Raw genomic sequence first — 16566 nt, 5'->3', positions numbered from 1 at the left:
GAATGAGAAAAGGTTTACAGTTTTTTGGTGTAATTCTATTCCTGAAGGGATTACTGTTTTTTTCGACAAGCGCTTACGGACAGAAAATAACTTCCATGGATGTGACTCAGAATTTCGGTTCTGCATCCTCACACACCCACAGTGAAAAATGTGCCCATACCCTGATCGAAACAATGATCGAAAAGGAGATGGGGTATTTTGGTTCAAAAGCCTTTTTTGAAGATTGGATAAATACAAAAATCCAGATCAAACAAAGTACACCTCAGATTCTTAGAACTCAGGAAGGCCCAAGGTTAATCCCTATTGTGGTACATGTCATTCACAATGGCTCCTCTGTGGGTTCAGGAGCAAATATTCCTGATTCTCAGATCTTCGAACAGATACGAATTCTAAACGAAGATTTCAGAAGATTGAATGCAGATGCCAATAGGACCCCTGCCGAATTTCTGCCTGTTGCTGCGGATTCAAACATCGAATTTGTACTGGCTAAACAAGACCCAAATGGACTTCCCACGACTGGAATTGTCCGATTGCTTGGGACAAAAAACGCTTATGATCCCAATACCGATGCGACACTGATCGGACAGCTAAGCCAATGGAACCCGGAAGAATACTTAAATATGTATGTAGTTCCCTTGGTTCAGCCATTTATTGGATATGCTTCTTTTCCCATATCGAATCTTCCGGGACTAAACTTCTCCCCAACTCCGTCCATTACCGATGGAGTTACGATAGATTATCGTTTTTTTGGAGTGGGTGGTAATGCTACTTCTGCTTCGCGGGGAAGAACTGCCACGCATGAAGTGGGACACTTTTTTGGGCTTCGTCATATATGGGGAGATGGTGGCTGCGGGGTGGATGATTTTGTGACAGACACACCTCTTCAGGATAATTCAAATACTGTTTGCAATACCAACCCGAGTAGGTTCTCCTGTGAATCAAATGATATGATCCAAAACTATATGGATTATACACCCGATGCCTGTATGAATCTATTCACAAGAGGTCAGGTTGATCGATTCAATGTGGTATTGGAAAATAGTCCGCGGCGCGTCACCTTGGTGAATAATAGAGCGACTCAAAACCCAATTTTGGTCGATAGAGATCTCGCACTTTTCAGAATAATCCAACCCGTCGATGCACTTTGTGAACTGATTATTTCACCGCAGGTGGAAGTGCTCAATGCAGGTTCAATGAATGTCACTTCGGCCCGAATAGAGTTTATCAGAAATGGTATTGTCGTCGAAAGCAGAAGATTTACACTCAATTTGAAAACAGGAGAAAAAGCGATCCTAACCTTCAGCCCGATTGAATTGGCTGCAGGAAACAATCAACTGGAATTTAAAATCACGCAAGTCAATGATCAGACTGATCAAAATGCTGAAAATAATTCCAAAACCTCAAGTCCCGTACTGCAAGGAGAGATCAATCTTCCCTACACGTTTTCTGTTCAAAATTTCCCAAGTGACTGGGTGATCAACAATCCTGATCAATCTTTTACCTGGGAAAAACGAAATGTCACCATAGATGGACAGATTCAGCCTGTGGTTTACATCCGACATTACGAATATGAAGGACCGGGACAATTGGATTTTTTTATTTCACCTATTGTAGACCTAGCCAAGTATCCAAATGCACAATTGGTCTTTGAAGTAGCGCACGCACCCTACAATCAAGCTGGATTCCAAGATGAACTGATCATCTCGGTATCTGAAGATTGCGGGTCAAATTTTGACCTGGTCAATGTTAACTATAGAAAATCAGGTGCGAGGCTGGAAACTTCCCCTCCAACTTTGGATGAATTTATCCCAAGCTCAAATTCTCAATTTCGAACGGAATTATTCAACCTAAAAGACTTCCAAGCCTTAGGTAAGGTGCGGGTTTCTATTACGACCCGTAATTCCTACGGCAACAACATTTATCTCAGAAATATCAGGATTCTTCCATCAGAAGAGCTGAGATACGATGTGAAAGTTGAGGAGATCCTGAAGCCGACTCCAATCAGTTCAGGGAATCACAAAGAGGAGCTGATCAGGGTTTCCAATACTGGGAACCTCCCTTTTTCAAAATTCCTATTTACCCGTACTACCAACAGCTTAATCTCCGAGACTTATCTGGTATCTGAAATTAACCTTGCCCCTGGAGAGAAGCTTGATCTGGACATCAACAACTCCACAAATGATGGTAAAAATCGATTACGGTATTCCACTCGCGAAGCGAACTTTGATCAAAATCCCAAAGTGCCTTTCGTCCTTAGCAGATACCATCTCGAAAATCCTGACACTATCCCAGTACCCTGGAGGCAGAATTTCAATATCAGTACAAACCTGAGTCCTTGGCTAACCATCAACCCGGAAAATGATCTTCCATCCTGGAATATTATTCCCATCACCAATGGTACGGGTTCCAATAATGTGGCTCGTCTTGAAAATGGTGTCTCAGGCAATAGTTATTGGCTGGGCTCGCCCTCATTTGATTTGAGGGGGACTCGACAGGCTAGTGTTTTCTTCGACTTAGCAGCAGGACAAGTTGACCCTTCCACTCGTTTATCGCTTCTGGCCAGTTCGGATGGTGGCGTTACTTATTCAGCAGCATGGTCAGCAGTAGGTCAGGAACTAGCTACGGTTTCAGCTGGAGGTGCCAATCCAAACAGTTCCGGAGATTACAAGCGAATTTTTGTCAATCTTACCCCATTTGCCGGGGCCAATGCATCGGCAGTTAGATTAGCTTTTGTTCTGAATATTGCAGGAAGTACCAATAGCCCCGTTTATCTGGATAATATCGAGTTGTTTCTCAATGCAAATCCAAACCCTGTAATTCCCGGCCAAGGCTCAAGTATTTTGTTCCCAAATCCAGCCCGAGAATTCTTCAACCTGGCCTTTAACCTTCCTGTCAGAGAAGAGGTTACTATTCAGATTATTTCTGCGACAGGTGCGGTGGTCCACGAGGTAGCATATCTCGGAACATTAAACCAAACCTACACTTTCAGTACGCAACTATTCAGAACTGGCGTCTATATCATCCGAATCAACAGTAATTCACTGCAGGAAATCAAGCGATTGATCATTAATTGATCTTAAATAAGCTGAAGTCTTAGGCTTCGGCTTATTTTTTGCCTATCGCTCTGAGTTGTTTTTAGCATTTTTGTTCCTTGATCGATCAAAAATCCCATTATCTTAGTCAGACATATCCGCTTCAATGAATTCATTCAGTACTTCCCTCAAAAAAATCCTCTTTAATCTGCTGATCATTCTCAGCATAACTGCCTTTCTTGGATTTCTATTCTTGAAGGTTTACCTCCCATTCTATACCCATCACGGTGAAACTGTCTCCATACCGGACCTATCTGGTTACAACTACCGCGAAGCCAGTCAATTACTGGAGAAATCAGGGCTTCAATATGAAGTATCCATAGACTCGGGGTTTAGCACGGAGTTACCGGCTCTGGCAGTATTAAAACAAATTCCCGAATCCAATTCTCAGGTCAAAACAGGCCGAAAAGTCTATCTTACCTTAAATGCCAGAAATGCGCCGATTATCAAGATGCCCAATTTGGTCAATATGCCTTTGAAAAACGTACAGGAAATCCTCGCTAACATCGGATTGGAGCGTGGTGACATCGTGTATGTCCCTGATATTGGAATCAATGTGGTCTTGGAACAACGGTATCGAGGGGTGAGTATCAGGGAGGGATTTGAAATTCCAAAAGGAGCTACCATCGATTTAGTGGTGGGTGACGGAATGGGAAATCAGCTGCTTTTTGTGCCTGAACTGAATGGATTGGAAGAAGAAGAAGCTGAATTTTTGATCCTAGGTTCCGGCCTCAGAGTGGGAAATAAGAAATATTCCTCCACAGATTCTGTCTCACCCGGAAGGGTGTTTTTGCAGGCTCCCCCTTCGGGAATGCAAGTAAGAACAGGTGAATTGATCAACATTTGGATAGCCAAAGATTAAACGATTGAAAAAGATTTTAAACAACTGGACCTATTTTATTTGCCTTGTCTTCTTTTTTGGTCAGGGTCAATATAGTTACGCCCAGTTTGTAGAATTCGCCCCTATTCATCAACAAAAATTCACGTCTAACCCAAGTCAATCGATATCAGCAAAGGTTCAAAATCAAAACACACTTCCCTTTTGGGATGATTTTTCCAAAGGTATCGATACGCTAAAGTGGACCGTGCAAGGTGCCTCGTACACTGAAACCATTGGTCAAAACCCTCCTTCATTAGGAGCGATCCTTTTTAATGGGGTAGACCAAAATGGCAAACCCTATTCAAATCAAATTCGTGATCAGGGAGAAGGCGATTTCCTTACCAGTAAACCTTTTAATTTAGCAACTCTTTCTTCAGCGCAACAGGGAAGCCTATTTCTGAGTTTTTTCTGGCAGGCTGGAGGAAAAGCCGAAGCACCGGACTCCAATGATCGGCTCACCTTACAAGTTTTGGATGGCTTGGGAAGTTGGATCACAATTTGGGTTCAGCAGGGCGGTGAAAACCTCAACAGAAACCTTTTCAATCAGGAGATCATCCGTATCCGACCGGAATGGCAACATGCAGGATTTCAGTTTCGCTTTTTTTCAAATGGCAGACAGGTTGGACCATTTGACAGTTGGTTGGTAGATTATGTGTATTTGAATTTCAATCGAAATGCAACTGATCTAACCTATCGGGATCGTGCGCTGACGGGACGAAATCAAGTCAGATTGGGAGACTACAGTGCTTATCCACTGGAGTTGCTGCAAAAAGCTCAACTAGGCAAATGGACCGAAATACAGAATGAATTCTTAAACCTTGAAAACAGGTTCCGATCTATGGAATACTCCATTCAGTTTGAAAACATTCTGGGTAATCCACTTCTTATCGTCAACGATGATACCCCCTTTAATCCTGTTCCGAATTCCCTCGAAAGGAGATCCTTTATCAGCCGAAATTTTACCGAAATACCGGTTCCTCTCAGCGAAACAGACTTGGTAATCAGCACCTCGCTTACCTCCGGGGATGGATTTTTGTTTCAAATTCAAAATGGGGATACCCTGCGCTACACCTCGGTAGACTATAGGCAAAACGACACCGTGAAAACCGTTTTTCCAATCCGGGATTTCTTTGCCTATGATAATGGTTCCGCAGATTATTCTGCAGGTATCAATCAGCGGTCCGGACAATTGGCCGTAAAGTATGATGCTCCTGAACCGGTCTTCCTGAAAGGACTATCAATTAATTTCACCAATGCCAGTCAAGCGAATCAACCCATTGACATTGTCGTATGGGATGAGCTCCAGCAAAAACCGATTTTCTCAAAAGAATCTCTGATTCCTGAACGGACCCCTGGTCAAGACTTCAGTTACTATTCCCTTGATACCAATCTCCGGGTGAGTGGGGAGTTTTTTGTCGGGTTTACCCAATTTTCCAATGAGTTTATTCACGTCGGCTTGGACAAGGTCAATGATCAGGGAGATAAAATCTATTATAATGTCGGAGGAGGTTGGGTGCAAAATAAGGAAGTAAAAGGCTCATTGATGATCCGTCCGCATGTATCTCTGGCGGCACCTTTTGAACAGAGTGAAATTCCTTCTTCTTCATTCAGAATTTTTCCAAATCCGGTGGTAAACCGTCTTACTGTGGAAGGTCAATTTTCAGAAATCATCATTTTCGATTCCTTTGGTAGGCAGATTTTCTTGCCGAGAGAACGGAACAGTGAAGGGGAAATTGTTAATTTTGAGGGACAGCGGCCGGGAGTTTACGTCATTAATCTGTTTTCTGAATCCGGACCCAAATCATTTCGAATCTTAGTGACCAAATAATATGGAAGATATAACCGTTGCAGAACTCAAAGAACGTCTGGACAAAGGACAGAAATTTCATTTCCTGGACGTCAGAGAAGAGTGGGAATTTGAAGAGGACAACCTTGGAGCTCAAAATATACCTTTGGGAGAATTACCTCATCGACTTTCGGAACTGGAAAAGCACAAAGACGATGAGATTATCGTCCACTGCAGATCCGGTGCCCGAAGTGGAAACGCCAAGAAATTCATGGAAAGTAAAGGATACAGCAAAGTCCGCAATGTCCTGGGCGGAATATTAGCTTACCGGGCGCTATAATTAAAATCCCGAGTTTGTTCATTCAGGCTCGGGATTTTTCTTAGGTGAAAATAAAGGGCTTTGGAGAAAAGCAAAGTGCGAAAATTAAAATCGCTATCCAGCCGATTATTTTTCTATTAGTATCCAAAGGTTTTATCCCCGACACCTCAGGATGTCTGAGCCCCATCACCCTACCCAAGAGGAAAGCAAAAAAGAGCCAACCTTGATACCCCTCCCACTCCGGTTTGAAAAATGCAAGTGAATACTGCACGGCGGCAAGTGTAAGCACAATACTGAGTTTGGTTTGTAGCGTAAAGTCAGTTCGGGAATAGCAGAGATACAGGAACCCTACATAAATCGGTATTCGAATCATCAGCTCCTCCACCGGCATCAACGGACTGATCATGCCTACTCCGGCATACGCTAGAAAGAGTGTGAAAACAGCAATTGAAATCTGCTTGTGATGCTTGGGAAACAATCCAAAAACCACATGCCCTCCATCCAACTGACCAATCGGCAGCAGATTAAGTGCAGTGAAGAAAAGTGCCAAATATCCGGCAAAAAGGAATGGGTAATGAATTACTTCCGACATGGCAGGCATCCGATCCGGATCAGCAAAAAGCTCTCCCAAAGCCCAAAAAAGAAAATTCCCACCTAACTCAAAATCTAAGACATCTTCTCCGTATCCTTCAAAATCAGGATTGGCATATTCCGGATGTATCGCATAAATGTAGTCTGCAGGCGGTAGTGTGGAAAAACCATAAATCAATACGCCTAAAGCAATTACAAAGCCCGCAATTGGGCCTGCAACACCTATATCAAAGAATTTTTTTCGACTGTCTACATGCGTTTTCATCCGGATGATAGCTCCAAAAGTCCCTATTGATGGCGCACCGATAAAGCCCAACCAAGCAGGGATGAAATAAGGCAAACTACACTTCACCTTATGATACACCGAAGTAAAAAAGTGTCCTAATTCGTGAATGAGAAGAATGCCCACAAAGGGAATGGAAAAAGCCATGGACTTCAGAAAATACTCCCATGTGAGAAATGAATCCCCATCGGCTACCACAGATTTGCCATAAACCCATTCCCCTCCAGCCAAAGTGGTGGTGATCAGTGTCAAAACAAAAAGCAATCCGTGAATGAGGTACTCTTTGGGTTTAAACATTGCCGAAATAATCAAAGATCACATTCGGACCGGTCACCTGAACTGCCTGAATTCCTATTGAAGCTGCGCCTTTCACATTTTCTTCCAAATCATCAAAAAACACCACCCGATCGGGCAAGGCACCTAATTCACCAAGCATTTGGAAATAAATTTCCTGTGAGGGTTTTGCCTGCCCCATTTCATGACTGTAGAAGACCCAATCAAAAAGCGCATCAAATCGCTCCAGTCCAAAATCAGATCTTAACATTTTGTTAACGGCTTCGATATGAATTTCATTGGTATTGCTCAGGACTCCCACCTGATAGTTTTGCTTTAATTTTGACACCAAGTCCAATCTTTCGGCAGGTATTTTTCCAAGTAGGCTATTCCAGAGCTCATCGACTTTATGATCATCCCAATCCTGCTGAAAATAACTTCTGACCTCATCCCGAAAAGTCGGAGAATCAATCAGCCCCTTTTCATAAGCTTTGTGAAAATCAGTGCTGTAAAAAGCATCAACTCGCGAATAGAATGAAGGAGACACCAATGTTTTAATCAGATTCAGAGATCGTTGATAATCAATATCGATAATCACATTACCGAGGTCAAAGATCAAAAAGTCAGCATCAATCGCATTTTTCATTCGCAAAACAGGTTGTGTATATGAACTCAAATATGTAACATTGCACTCCCAAAACCAAGGTTTGCGGCTAATTGAGCAACAAATTTGAGGTTTGAGAAGGGCCTATAGCTCTCCCCTTGAAAATCGGGAGGTTAGAGCAAAGACTCCCCCGATCCATCGGGGCAGTAGGGGCTTAAAAATAATTAGCAGGGGCCTATAGCTCATTCGGTTAGAGCAACTGACTCATAATCAGTAGGTGCTTGGTTCGATTCCAAGTGGGCCCACAAAGCCATTCAAGAACTTGAATGGCTTTTTTATTGCCTTTGGCCAATCTATTTTTTACTGAACTAACCAAGGGGCATTCAGGTTCATATCCATCTATCTCTAAAGAGGACTCCTTTTATTACCAAATGAAAGGTCTTCCCTGCAGGTTTGCTCCCGTAAAATTTCATCTTGATTTTCAATACCTGTGTCATGGGCTAAGCAAATTATCATAAATTGAAAAAAATTAGAAACTAAGCTTTATGCTATTAGCAGTCCTTTCGGGTTTTATTTTTGCGCTTTTCCTAGTCCCTTTCGGAAAAGTATTGAAAGGAAAGTGGAGCATTTTACTTTCTGTATTGCCCTTGGCCTTATTCATTTTTTTTCTGCAAAAAATCCCACAGGTAATTGATAGGGCCATACTTGAGCGTAATCAATGGGTGCCGCAACTGGGGATAAACCTCGACTTCAATCTGGATGGTTTGTCTTTGATCTTTGCCTTGATGATCACAGGAGTCGGGACCATGGTATTTGTTTATACCTCCTATTACCTCAAAGGACATGTCTATTTAGACCGGTTTTTCGGCTTTCTCTGCCTGTTTATGGGCGCCATGCTTGGATTGGTACTCTCTGAGAATCTAATCACCCTATTTCTGTTTTGGGAGCTTACCAGTATCAGTTCTTTCTTTTTGATTGGTTTCAATAATGAAGATCCTGCTTCCAGAAAATCTGCCCTCATTGCACTTTCAGTCACTGGTCTTGGCGGGCTTTGTCTTTTGGCGGCAGGGCTGGTCATCCATGGAATCACAGACAGTTTCAGCATCGTGGACATGCTTCAATCTTCCACCCTGATTCAGGATCATTCCTTTTTTATGGCAGTAGTCTTTCTGATTTTTGGAGCCGCATTTACCAAATCTGCACAGTTCCCATTTCACTTTTGGTTGCCAGGTGCGATGAAGGCACCGACGCCCGTATCTACTTACCTGCATTCGGCTACCATGGTCAAGGCGGGTATTTATCTTCTATTCCGACTGAGTCCTGCATTCTCGGGTTCGGAATTCTGGCATTACAGTCTCTGGTGTGTGGGTGGTGCGACGATGGTGTATGCCGCATTTCAGACACTTTTCAGAGACGATCTGAAAAGCATCCTCGCCTACTCCACCGTATCAGCTTTGGGGATTTTGGTATTTCTTATTGGCTTGGGGACTGAAGAAGCCATGCTTGCTGGCTTGGTTTTTCTGCTGGTTCATGCGCTGTACAAGGCCACGCTGTTTCTTATGACCGGAATAATCGACCATGCTGCACATACCCGAAATGTGAGTGAACTCTCTGGTTTGCGCAAAGTGATGCTTCCTGTTGCAGTGGCCGGATTTCTGGCTGCGCTGTCCAATGCAGGGATTCCGCCGAGCTTTGGATTTATAGGAAAAGACCTGATTTATGAAGCTTCCATGCATACCGGCATATTCCCTTTGATTTCTACAGTTGCTTTGGTGAGTACCAATGTGATGCTGTTATTCGCCGGTTTTCTTGCAGGCCTCCGCCCATTCATAGGTCCCCTCCCAACTAAGTATAAAGATCTCCAAGCCGGATCTCCCAGACTTTGGGTGCCTACTTTGATTCTAGCTACACTTTGCCTGGTGATTGGGTTGGCTCCGGGCTTGATCAGTAATTCACTTATCGCTCCTGCCCTAGTGGCATTAGGCATTCAGGATTATGCGTTGGAACTCAAACTTTGGCATGGGTTTAACACCGTGCTGGCCCTCAGTGCCACGACAATCGGGCTGGGACTGGGATTATTCTTTCTACTCAAACCCAGTCTGAATCGAGAAGAACTGATGTTGAAATGGGAAAAATACTCTCCTTTGGCCTTTTTTGAAGGACTGGGATCGCTCACCTTCCGTTTTTCCTCTTTGTGGACTGGACTGGTTCAGAACGGTTACTTGCGAAACTATATTCTGGTAATCCTCCTATTCCTAATGGCGCTTATAGGGTATGGAATGTGGGGAAATTTCCATCCCAACATAGATTTCAGTCAGCTCTTGGAGCTGACTTTATATGAAACTGGAATCATGGCGATCATGCTTAGCGCCATTGTGTTCACCGTATTTACCGGCTCCCGACTCACGGCCGTGGCAGCGATGGGGGTAGTCGGCTATTCGCTTTGTCTTCTTTTTGTATTTTACAGTGCCCCTGACCTCGCCATGACTCAATTCGCCATTGATACCTTGACGGTGATTTTATTTGTACTTGTACTGTATAGGCTACCGAAATATTTGCCTTTTTCCGATTCTCGGGTACGAGTCAGAGATGGAATTGTGGCTTTGGGATTTGGAGGAATGATCACTCTTCTCGCTTTGGGAGTGCTTTCCAACCCGGTGGTATCGGAAGTGAGCGAGTACTATTCGGCCAATGCTTACAAACTTGCCAAAGGAAAAAATGTGGTCAACGTAATTTTAGTGGATTTCAGAGGAATGGACACCCTGGTGGAAATTACGGTACTGGTCATCGCAGCACTTGGGGTGTTTGGACTGATGAAATTACGGTTGAAAAGTAGGGAGAGAATCCGATAACCAATTATGCAAACGCCATGAAGACTCTTATTTTAAGGACAGCATCCAATTACCTTTTGCCGCTCTTGCTGTTATTTTCAGTGTTTATTCTCCTGAGAGGGCATTACCTTCCTGGAGGTGGCTTCATCGGTGGACTGATTGCTTCCATTGCCTTTGTTTTACATGCTTTTGCAAATGGACTCGAAAACACCAAATCGCTCCTCAGCACACACCCGGGATTTTTGATGCCTGTAGGACTTACGCTGGCGGTGATAAGTGGGCTCGCCCCCGGTATATTTGGCCTTCCATTCATGACTGGACTTTGGTATGACGAAGCGATCCCTGTAATAGGAATGATCGGAAGTGCGCTGTTTTTTGATATCGGAGTGTACCTCGTGGTCATAGGGGTCACGCTCACCATTATTTTCACCATATCTGAATCTGCTTAAAAATGGAAATCCTACTTGCTCTGATGACTGGGGTACTCTACGCCGCAGGGATTTACATGATTCTAAGGCGAAGTTTAGTCAAACTCATTCTTGGCCTGATTTTATTGGGCAACGGCGTTAATCTTTTGATTTTCCTCTTGGGAGGAATCACCAAAGGAAAGCCTCCTGTCATACCCGATGGACCCGCTGTTTTAGGAGAAGTATTTGCAGCACCACTTCCCCAAGCCTTGATTTTAACTGCCATTGTCATCAGTTTTGGTCTTCAATCCTTTGCCATTGTACTGATCAAGCGGGCATATAAAGTGGTCAAAACAGATGATCTAGACGAAATGAATACAACCGACGAAAACGCGTGAGTTCATACTTAGTTATAGCACCCATCCTTCTTCAGTTTCTAATCTCCGTGATGCTCATGTTTCTGTGGAAGAAAGTCATGGCACAGCGGATCCTGAGCATTATCGGCAGCTCGATAGCCTTGATTTTTTCTATTGTGCTTTTTAGTCAGGTGTGGCAAAATGGCACCATGGTCATTCAGGCTGGCAATTGGGAAGCGCCCTATGGCATTACACTGGTTTCGGATACTTTGTCTGCAACACTGGTGCTACTTACCGGGATTTTGGGTTTGGCTATTTCCGTTTTCGCCGCGGGATCGATTGTCAATGCAAGGGCAAGATTTGGGTTCTTTCCCATTCTCCATTTTCTGTTTATGGGACTTTGCGGATCCTTTTTGGCCGGTGACATTTTCAATCTCTATGTTTGGTTTGAAATCATTATCATCAGTTCTTTTGTTTTACTCACCATCGGAGGTGAAAAAGCACAAATCGAAGGCGCAGTAAAATACTTTACCCTGAATATTCTCGCATCGGTGATATTCCTCACCGCAATCGCGGTGCTCTACGGAATTACCGGCACCTTAAACATGGCCGATCTTTCACTAAAAATCGCTGCGATCGAAGACAAAACACTCGTCAACATCTGTGCGATGATCTTCTTTGTGGGATTTGGGATAAAATCAGCGGTGTTCCCCCTTTATTTTTGGTTGCCAGCCTCTTACCATACTCCTCCGCATGCTGTAGCGGCAATTTTTGGTGGCTTGCTGACGAAAGTGGGAGTATATGCCATGATCCGGGTTTTTACTTTGATTTTCACGCTCGATCCCTTTCTGGAAAATGTCCTGATGGGCGTGGCTATGCTCACACTTTTCAGTGGAGCAGTGGGTGCTTTGGTACAGCGCAATCTTCAGAAAATATTCTCCTACCTCATCATCTGCCATATCGGGTTCATGGTAGCGGGACTGGGAATGGGTTCCACACTAGCGCTCACCGGAGCTATATTTTACATGATTCACGACATCGTGGTCAAGGCAAATCTCTTCATGGTCGGCGGTCTGCTCTATCGGATCAATGGGACGAGTAATATCAAGCGCATGGGAGAAATGTATGCCCGCTATCCGCTCTTAAGTTTGTTGATGGCTGTGCCCTTGTTTTCCCTGGTGGGGATCCCTCCCCTTTCCGGCTTTTGGCCTAAGCTCTCCCTGATATTGGGAGGTTTGGAAACCGGGAATTATGTATTGATCGGCTTCATTCTATTTGGCAGCTTTATGACGCTGTTCATTATCGCCAAAGTTTGGGCGGAGGTATTTTGGAAGAAAAAAGAAGTGACAAATCCTCCAGCAAATTTTAGGTTTTTCGAAGCGCATACTCAGCGCGAAAAGATTCTCATTTTGATTCCAATAATTTTTCTCAGCATACTTTCGCTGGGGATTGGTTTTGGGGCTGGGCCTATTCAGGCACTTTCAGAACGAATCAGTGGAGAACTCAGCGATGTAAGTACTTATATTACAATAGTCTTGGGAGAAAAATCAAACTGACATGAGGACACCTTTTCTGATGAACCTACTTTTGACCTTCGTGTGGTTAGCCCTCAGTGGGAATTTCTCCCTGGCAAATACCCTGTTTGGATTTCTGATGAGTTTTGCGATCATGTGGATCATCAGCCTGAATTCAGAAAACAGAAAATACTTCAGGATAGCCCCCAAAACGATCGGCTTTGTGCTTTTCTTTCTGGCCGAATTAACCAAAGCCAACATTCAGGTCGCCATCGAGGTGATGACTCCCAAAAGCACCATGAAACCCGGCATAGTCAGATATCCGCTGGAGGCCAAATCGGATTTTGAAATCACCCTCCTAGCAAATTTGATTTCACTCACTCCCGGCACTTGCAGCCTGGATGTATCGACAGACCGAAAAGTATTGTACATCCATGCGATGTATATTGGTGACAAAGAAAAATTTATTCGAGACATCCAAAATGGATTCGAACGAAGGTTATTAGCCATATTGAGATGATTTACGCCTATTTATATTATGTCATATTGCCTATTCTGACCCTTTCGGTAATCCTGATTTTTTACAGGTTTCTCAAAGGGCCAAGTATCTCCGACCGGGTGATTGCGCTGGATCTCCTGATCACCACCGGAATCGGTATAATCGCGGTTTACAGCATTATCGTAAACCAATCTACATTTCTCGATATCGCCATGATTCTTGCGTTGATCGCATTCCTCAGCACCGTGGCATTTTCCTACTACCTCGAAAAAAAACGAAACAATGAATGAAATAATCATATTACTCCTGATGAGCCTTGGCTCACTGTTCGTTCTTTTGGCCGCCATTGGACTAGTTCGGATGCCCGACCTTTACCTTCGGATCTCCGTCACCACTAAAGCAGCGACTCTGGGCATAGGATTGATTCTGGCTTCGGCAGCAGTTTATTTTCAGGAAACTTCTGTCAGTACCCGGATTTTAGCCATAATTTTCTTTATCCTACTGACTGCACCTGTAGGAGCACATTTATTGGGCCGAGCTTCTTACATCACGGGTGTGCCCCTATGGAAAAAATCCGTCTTAGACGAACTTAAGGGAAAGTATAAGAAAACAGATCATTCGCTCAGCAGCAATGAAAAGTGAAAGAACTTCCTTTACTCTTCCTTGATTGAATAAATGTAGATTTGTAAAATCACGATGCCACTCGCTTTGATCGATAGGCGTTTTATAACATACTCGGAAAAAATTTCAGATTTCCAGATCCATCCAAACCTAACACCCATGAAGATCCGCCTCAGTTTACTCCTCTTCCTTTTTCCGATTTTGGTTTTCTCGCAAGGGAAAACAGACACCATTCAGGTCTACAGCCCGGCAATGAAGAAGCATCTGAAAGCTGCTGTTACGACTCCCTCTTCCTATCACAAAAGCACTGGGAAATACCCTGTGATTTACCTGCTTCATGGCGGAAGCGGCGCATTCAGTGACTGGCATCGAAATGTAAGCGAACCCGGAGTCGTAGGGCGAATGGCAGAGGAATATAACCTGATCATCGTGACACCGGGGGTAGGGCCTGCCAGTTATTATTACGACAGCCCCATGCTGGACTCAGTCAGATATGAGACCTACATTACTTCCGAGCTGATTCCTCATATTGACAAAAATTTTAGAACCTTGGCAAAAAGGGAATCCCGGGCTATCACCGGGCTATCGATGGGAGGCCATGGTGCGATCACTCTTTCAGCAAAACACCCGGAATTATTTATTGCCGCCGGCAGTATGAGCGGGGTAATGAATATCGATACGCGAATGTGGAAAGTGCCCGCCGAATTCAGAACACTCCGTCTGCAGGGGCAACAAGATATGCTCGGACAAGACCTAAACTACGATGGGCCAGAATTCAGTACCTTTACCGCAGTTGGCTTAGTAGACCGAATGAAAGCCAATGGTTTGGCGCTGATCCTTGACTGCGGTGTAGATGATTTCCTGATCGAAACCAATCGGCAAATCCACCAACTGCTTCTGGAAAATGGCACTCCACATGAATACATTGAGCGGCCAGGAGCACATACTTGGCCCTATTGGACAGAGGCCTTACCCGTTCATCTTTTGTTCTTTGATCGATATCTAAAGCGGGAATAAATACCCGAAACAAGGACCTATCCGGGAAATTTCACTTCAATTATTCAGCTAATTTTTGCTTTTTGCGAAAGCATAATCCCCCACTATGTCCAAATTTGATCCGATAAGACCTTTTTATGAAGCCGAAGCCAATGCGGCGATTCGTCAGATCATTGACGATCCGATGCTGGAGGCCATGATGAATTTTACTTTCCCCAATGACAATCCATCTCACTGGAAAGACCTGATGCGACACACTCACTCGCTGCGGGATTTCCAGATTAATTTTATTTATCCTGCCTTGATGATGGTATTGGAGAAAAGCTCCGATGGATTGACTACCGGAGGCTTTGAAGCCCTTGAACCCAATACGGCCTATTTGTTTGTTTCCAATCACCGGGACATCATCCTGGACACTTCTTTGTTAAATGCCTGCATTTATGAAAAAGGCTTGGTCATGACTACTTCGGCAATTGGAGATAATTTGATCAAAAAACCTTTCCTTCACACGCTTTCCCGCCTCAATCGAAATTTTGCGATTCGAAGGGGATTAACCGGCCGGGCTCTTTTTGAAAGTTCCCTGATGGTATCCGAATATATCCGCAAGTCATTGCTAAATGAAAATCGTTCGGTATGGACTGCCCAACGGGAAGGCAGAACCAAAGACGGAAATGACGTCACCCAAAAGGGTGTTCTCAAGATGCTGACCCTAGCTGAGGATGGCGATAATCCCTTTGGATTTTTTGAGAAAATAAGGCTGGTTCCGGTATCTATATCTTATGAATATGACCCAACAGATATCCTGAAGATGCCTGAACTTTTAGCTAAATCCAGAGATGAAAAATACATCAAGCACGAAAATGAGGACTTTGTCAACCTTCTTCGGGGACTTTTGGGGACAAAAAAGCGAATCCACATTCAGGTAAATGGAGTAATCGATCAGGAGATTAAAGCAATCTCAGCATTGGAAATCTCCCAATCCGAAAAGCTATCACAATTGGCATCGCTCATCGATGTTAAAATCTGGGGCGGATACAAGCTTTGGCCGAGTAATTATATCGCCCATGACTTGCTCTACGGCAGTGATAATTTTTCGAGCTATTATACAAAAGATGAAAAAGAGGCTTTCGAAAAAAGACTGCTTGGAAAAGTTGATACCAGCAATCCAGTTTTGGTAAAAAGCTTCCTATCTATGTATGCCTACCCGGTAGACAACAGTCTAAAGGCAAAGGAATTGGACAAAAAAGAAGCTGTCTCAAAAGGACTGTAGGTGTCAGCCTGACACTTCGACTCCAGTCACCCTGAGTCTAAAATATTCTGCGAACATACAAAATGGAAATGACAGGGTTTTGCACACCAAGTAAGTCAATAACTGTAAAACCACGTTTGATTTAGTCTGCGTAAACAAAACATCGATCGGAAGGGCGCGGTGGGAGGATTTGCCAGCGAGCCAGCGTTCGGCCTTGTGCGGTGGGAGCTTTGGCAAATCTTGACCTTTTGGTTCTTTTGGGTTA

Annotated in this window: 16 protein-coding genes and 1 tRNA gene; 14 read left to right on the top strand and 3 right to left on the bottom strand. The window is 43.9% G+C overall.

The window, feature by feature from the left end:
- Nucleotides 1–2 precede the first annotated feature (2 nt).
- The 4 genes from Q8M62_RS07170 to Q8M62_RS07155 all read left to right on the top strand — a co-directional run bounded on the left by Q8M62_RS07170 (nt 3) and on the right by Q8M62_RS07155 (nt 6098).
- Nucleotides 3–3074: a M43 family zinc metalloprotease gene (locus Q8M62_RS07170; protein WP_304901064.1), complete on the top strand. Its 3072-nt coding sequence runs from the start codon at nt 3–5 to the stop codon at nt 3072–3074.
- 124 nt (nt 3075–3198) lie between these two features.
- On the top strand, nt 3199–3954 hold the full coding sequence (locus Q8M62_RS07165) for a PASTA domain-containing protein (protein WP_304901065.1): 756 nt from the start codon (nt 3199–3201) through the stop codon (nt 3952–3954).
- A 4-nt stretch (nt 3955–3958) separates the two neighbouring features.
- Nucleotides 3959–5800: a T9SS type A sorting domain-containing protein gene (locus Q8M62_RS07160; protein ID WP_304901066.1), complete on the top strand. Its 1842-nt coding sequence runs from the start codon at nt 3959–3961 to the stop codon at nt 5798–5800.
- Nucleotide 5801: 1 nt separating this feature from the next.
- Nucleotides 5802–6098, top strand: coding sequence for a rhodanese-like domain-containing protein (locus Q8M62_RS07155; protein ID WP_092729430.1), 297 nt, complete (start codon nt 5802–5804; stop codon nt 6096–6098).
- A gap of 40 nt (nt 6099–6138) precedes the next feature.
- Here Q8M62_RS07155 and Q8M62_RS07150 read toward each other — a convergent pair whose 3' ends face one another.
- A complete protein-coding gene (locus Q8M62_RS07150) occupies nt 6139–7248 on the bottom strand; it encodes a site-2 protease family protein (protein WP_304901067.1) in 1110 nt (369 codons plus the stop codon).
- The gene (locus Q8M62_RS07145; protein ID WP_304901068.1) at nt 7241–7870 is read right to left on the bottom strand and encodes an HAD family phosphatase; all 630 of its coding nucleotides are present in this window, start codon (nt 7868–7870) and stop codon (nt 7241–7243) included. Before Q8M62_RS07145 ends, Q8M62_RS07150 begins: the two co-directional genes overlap by 8 nt.
- A 189-nt stretch (nt 7871–8059) precedes the next feature.
- Here Q8M62_RS07145 and Q8M62_RS07140 point away from each other — a divergent pair.
- The 10 genes from Q8M62_RS07140 (at nt 8060) to Q8M62_RS07095 (ending at nt 16322) form a co-directional block, all read left to right on the top strand.
- Nucleotides 8060–8133 (top strand) — tRNA-Ile (locus Q8M62_RS07140).
- A gap of 240 nt (nt 8134–8373) precedes the next feature.
- Nucleotides 8374–10680, top strand: a complete 2307-nt coding sequence (locus Q8M62_RS07135) for a putative monovalent cation/H+ antiporter subunit A (RefSeq protein WP_304901069.1) — start codon at nt 8374–8376, stop codon at nt 10678–10680.
- Nucleotides 10681–10697: 17 nt separating this feature from the next.
- Nucleotides 10698–11108, top strand: coding sequence for a Na+/H+ antiporter subunit B (locus tag Q8M62_RS07130; protein ID WP_304901070.1), 411 nt, complete (start codon nt 10698–10700; stop codon nt 11106–11108).
- A gap of 2 nt (nt 11109–11110) precedes the next feature.
- A complete protein-coding gene (locus Q8M62_RS07125; protein ID WP_092729423.1) occupies nt 11111–11464 on the top strand; it encodes a Na+/H+ antiporter subunit C in 354 nt (117 codons plus the stop codon).
- Entirely contained in the window at nt 11461–12978 is a 1518-nt protein-coding gene (locus tag Q8M62_RS07120) for a proton-conducting transporter membrane subunit (RefSeq protein WP_304901071.1), read from the top strand. Before Q8M62_RS07125 ends, Q8M62_RS07120 begins: the two co-directional genes overlap by 4 nt.
- Before the next feature lies 1 nt (nt 12979).
- The gene (locus tag Q8M62_RS07115) at nt 12980–13456 is read left to right on the top strand and encodes a Na+/H+ antiporter subunit E (RefSeq protein WP_304901072.1); all 477 of its coding nucleotides are present in this window, start codon (nt 12980–12982) and stop codon (nt 13454–13456) included.
- Nucleotides 13453–13725 carry a cation:proton antiporter gene (locus tag Q8M62_RS07110; RefSeq protein WP_304901073.1) on the top strand — a complete coding sequence of 91 codons (273 nt, stop codon included), beginning with the start codon at nt 13453–13455 and terminating at the stop codon, nt 13723–13725. The genes Q8M62_RS07115 and Q8M62_RS07110 overlap by 4 nt, the downstream gene beginning before the upstream one ends.
- Nucleotides 13718–14077, top strand: a complete 360-nt coding sequence (mnhG, locus tag Q8M62_RS07105; RefSeq protein WP_304901074.1) for a monovalent cation/H(+) antiporter subunit G — start codon at nt 13718–13720, stop codon at nt 14075–14077. The genes Q8M62_RS07110 and mnhG overlap by 8 nt, the downstream gene beginning before the upstream one ends.
- A 138-nt stretch (nt 14078–14215) precedes the next feature.
- Nucleotides 14216–15073: an alpha/beta hydrolase family protein gene (locus Q8M62_RS07100; RefSeq protein ID WP_304901075.1), complete on the top strand. Its 858-nt coding sequence runs from the start codon at nt 14216–14218 to the stop codon at nt 15071–15073.
- A gap of 85 nt (nt 15074–15158) precedes the next feature.
- On the top strand, nt 15159–16322 hold the full coding sequence (locus Q8M62_RS07095; protein WP_304901076.1) for a 1-acyl-sn-glycerol-3-phosphate acyltransferase: 1164 nt from the start codon (nt 15159–15161) through the stop codon (nt 16320–16322).
- Nucleotides 16323–16325: 3 nt separating this feature from the next.
- Here Q8M62_RS07095 and Q8M62_RS07090 read toward each other — a convergent pair.
- Nucleotides 16326–16566, bottom strand: a 241-nt coding sequence (locus tag Q8M62_RS07090; protein ID WP_305668068.1) for a hypothetical protein, incomplete at its 5' end; no start/stop codon positions are given.

The organism is Algoriphagus sp., from assembly GCF_030694375.1.
In the GTDB taxonomy this organism is placed as follows: Bacteria; Bacteroidota; Bacteroidia; order Cytophagales; family Cyclobacteriaceae; genus Algoriphagus.
Note: the sequence above shows the minus strand (reverse complement) of the source record. Positions and strands in the feature narration are given on the sequence as shown.

Excerpts from the sequence above, each read along its gene's own strand:
- Q8M62_RS07165 (WP_304901065.1), top strand. The coding sequence starts at position 3,199 with ATGAATTCATTCAGTACTTCCCTCAAAAAAATCCTCTTTAATCTGCTG.
- Q8M62_RS07095 (WP_304901076.1), top strand. The coding sequence starts at position 15,159 with ATGTCCAAATTTGATCCGATAAGACCTTTTTATGAAGCCGAAGCCAAT.
- Q8M62_RS07110 (WP_304901073.1), top strand. The coding sequence starts at position 13,453 with ATGATTTACGCCTATTTATATTATGTCATATTGCCTATTCTGACCCTT.
- mnhG (WP_304901074.1), top strand. The coding sequence starts at position 13,718 with ATGAATGAAATAATCATATTACTCCTGATGAGCCTTGGCTCACTGTTC.
- Q8M62_RS07135 (WP_304901069.1), top strand. The coding sequence starts at position 8,374 with ATGCTATTAGCAGTCCTTTCGGGTTTTATTTTTGCGCTTTTCCTAGTC.
- Q8M62_RS07150 (WP_304901067.1), bottom strand. The coding sequence starts at position 7,248 with ATGTTTAAACCCAAAGAGTACCTCATTCACGGATTGCTTTTTGTTTTG.
- Q8M62_RS07155 (WP_092729430.1), top strand. The coding sequence starts at position 5,802 with ATGGAAGATATAACCGTTGCAGAACTCAAAGAACGTCTGGACAAAGGA.
- Q8M62_RS07100 (WP_304901075.1), top strand. The coding sequence starts at position 14,216 with ATGAAGATCCGCCTCAGTTTACTCCTCTTCCTTTTTCCGATTTTGGTT.
- Q8M62_RS07125 (WP_092729423.1), top strand. The coding sequence starts at position 11,111 with ATGGAAATCCTACTTGCTCTGATGACTGGGGTACTCTACGCCGCAGGG.
- Q8M62_RS07170 (WP_304901064.1), top strand. The coding sequence starts at position 3 with ATGAGAAAAGGTTTACAGTTTTTTGGTGTAATTCTATTCCTGAAGGGA.
- Q8M62_RS07130 (WP_304901070.1), top strand. The coding sequence starts at position 10,698 with ATGAAGACTCTTATTTTAAGGACAGCATCCAATTACCTTTTGCCGCTC.
- Q8M62_RS07145 (WP_304901068.1), bottom strand. The coding sequence starts at position 7,870 with ATGAAAAATGCGATTGATGCTGACTTTTTGATCTTTGACCTCGGTAAT.
- Q8M62_RS07115 (WP_304901072.1), top strand. The coding sequence starts at position 12,980 with ATGAGGACACCTTTTCTGATGAACCTACTTTTGACCTTCGTGTGGTTA.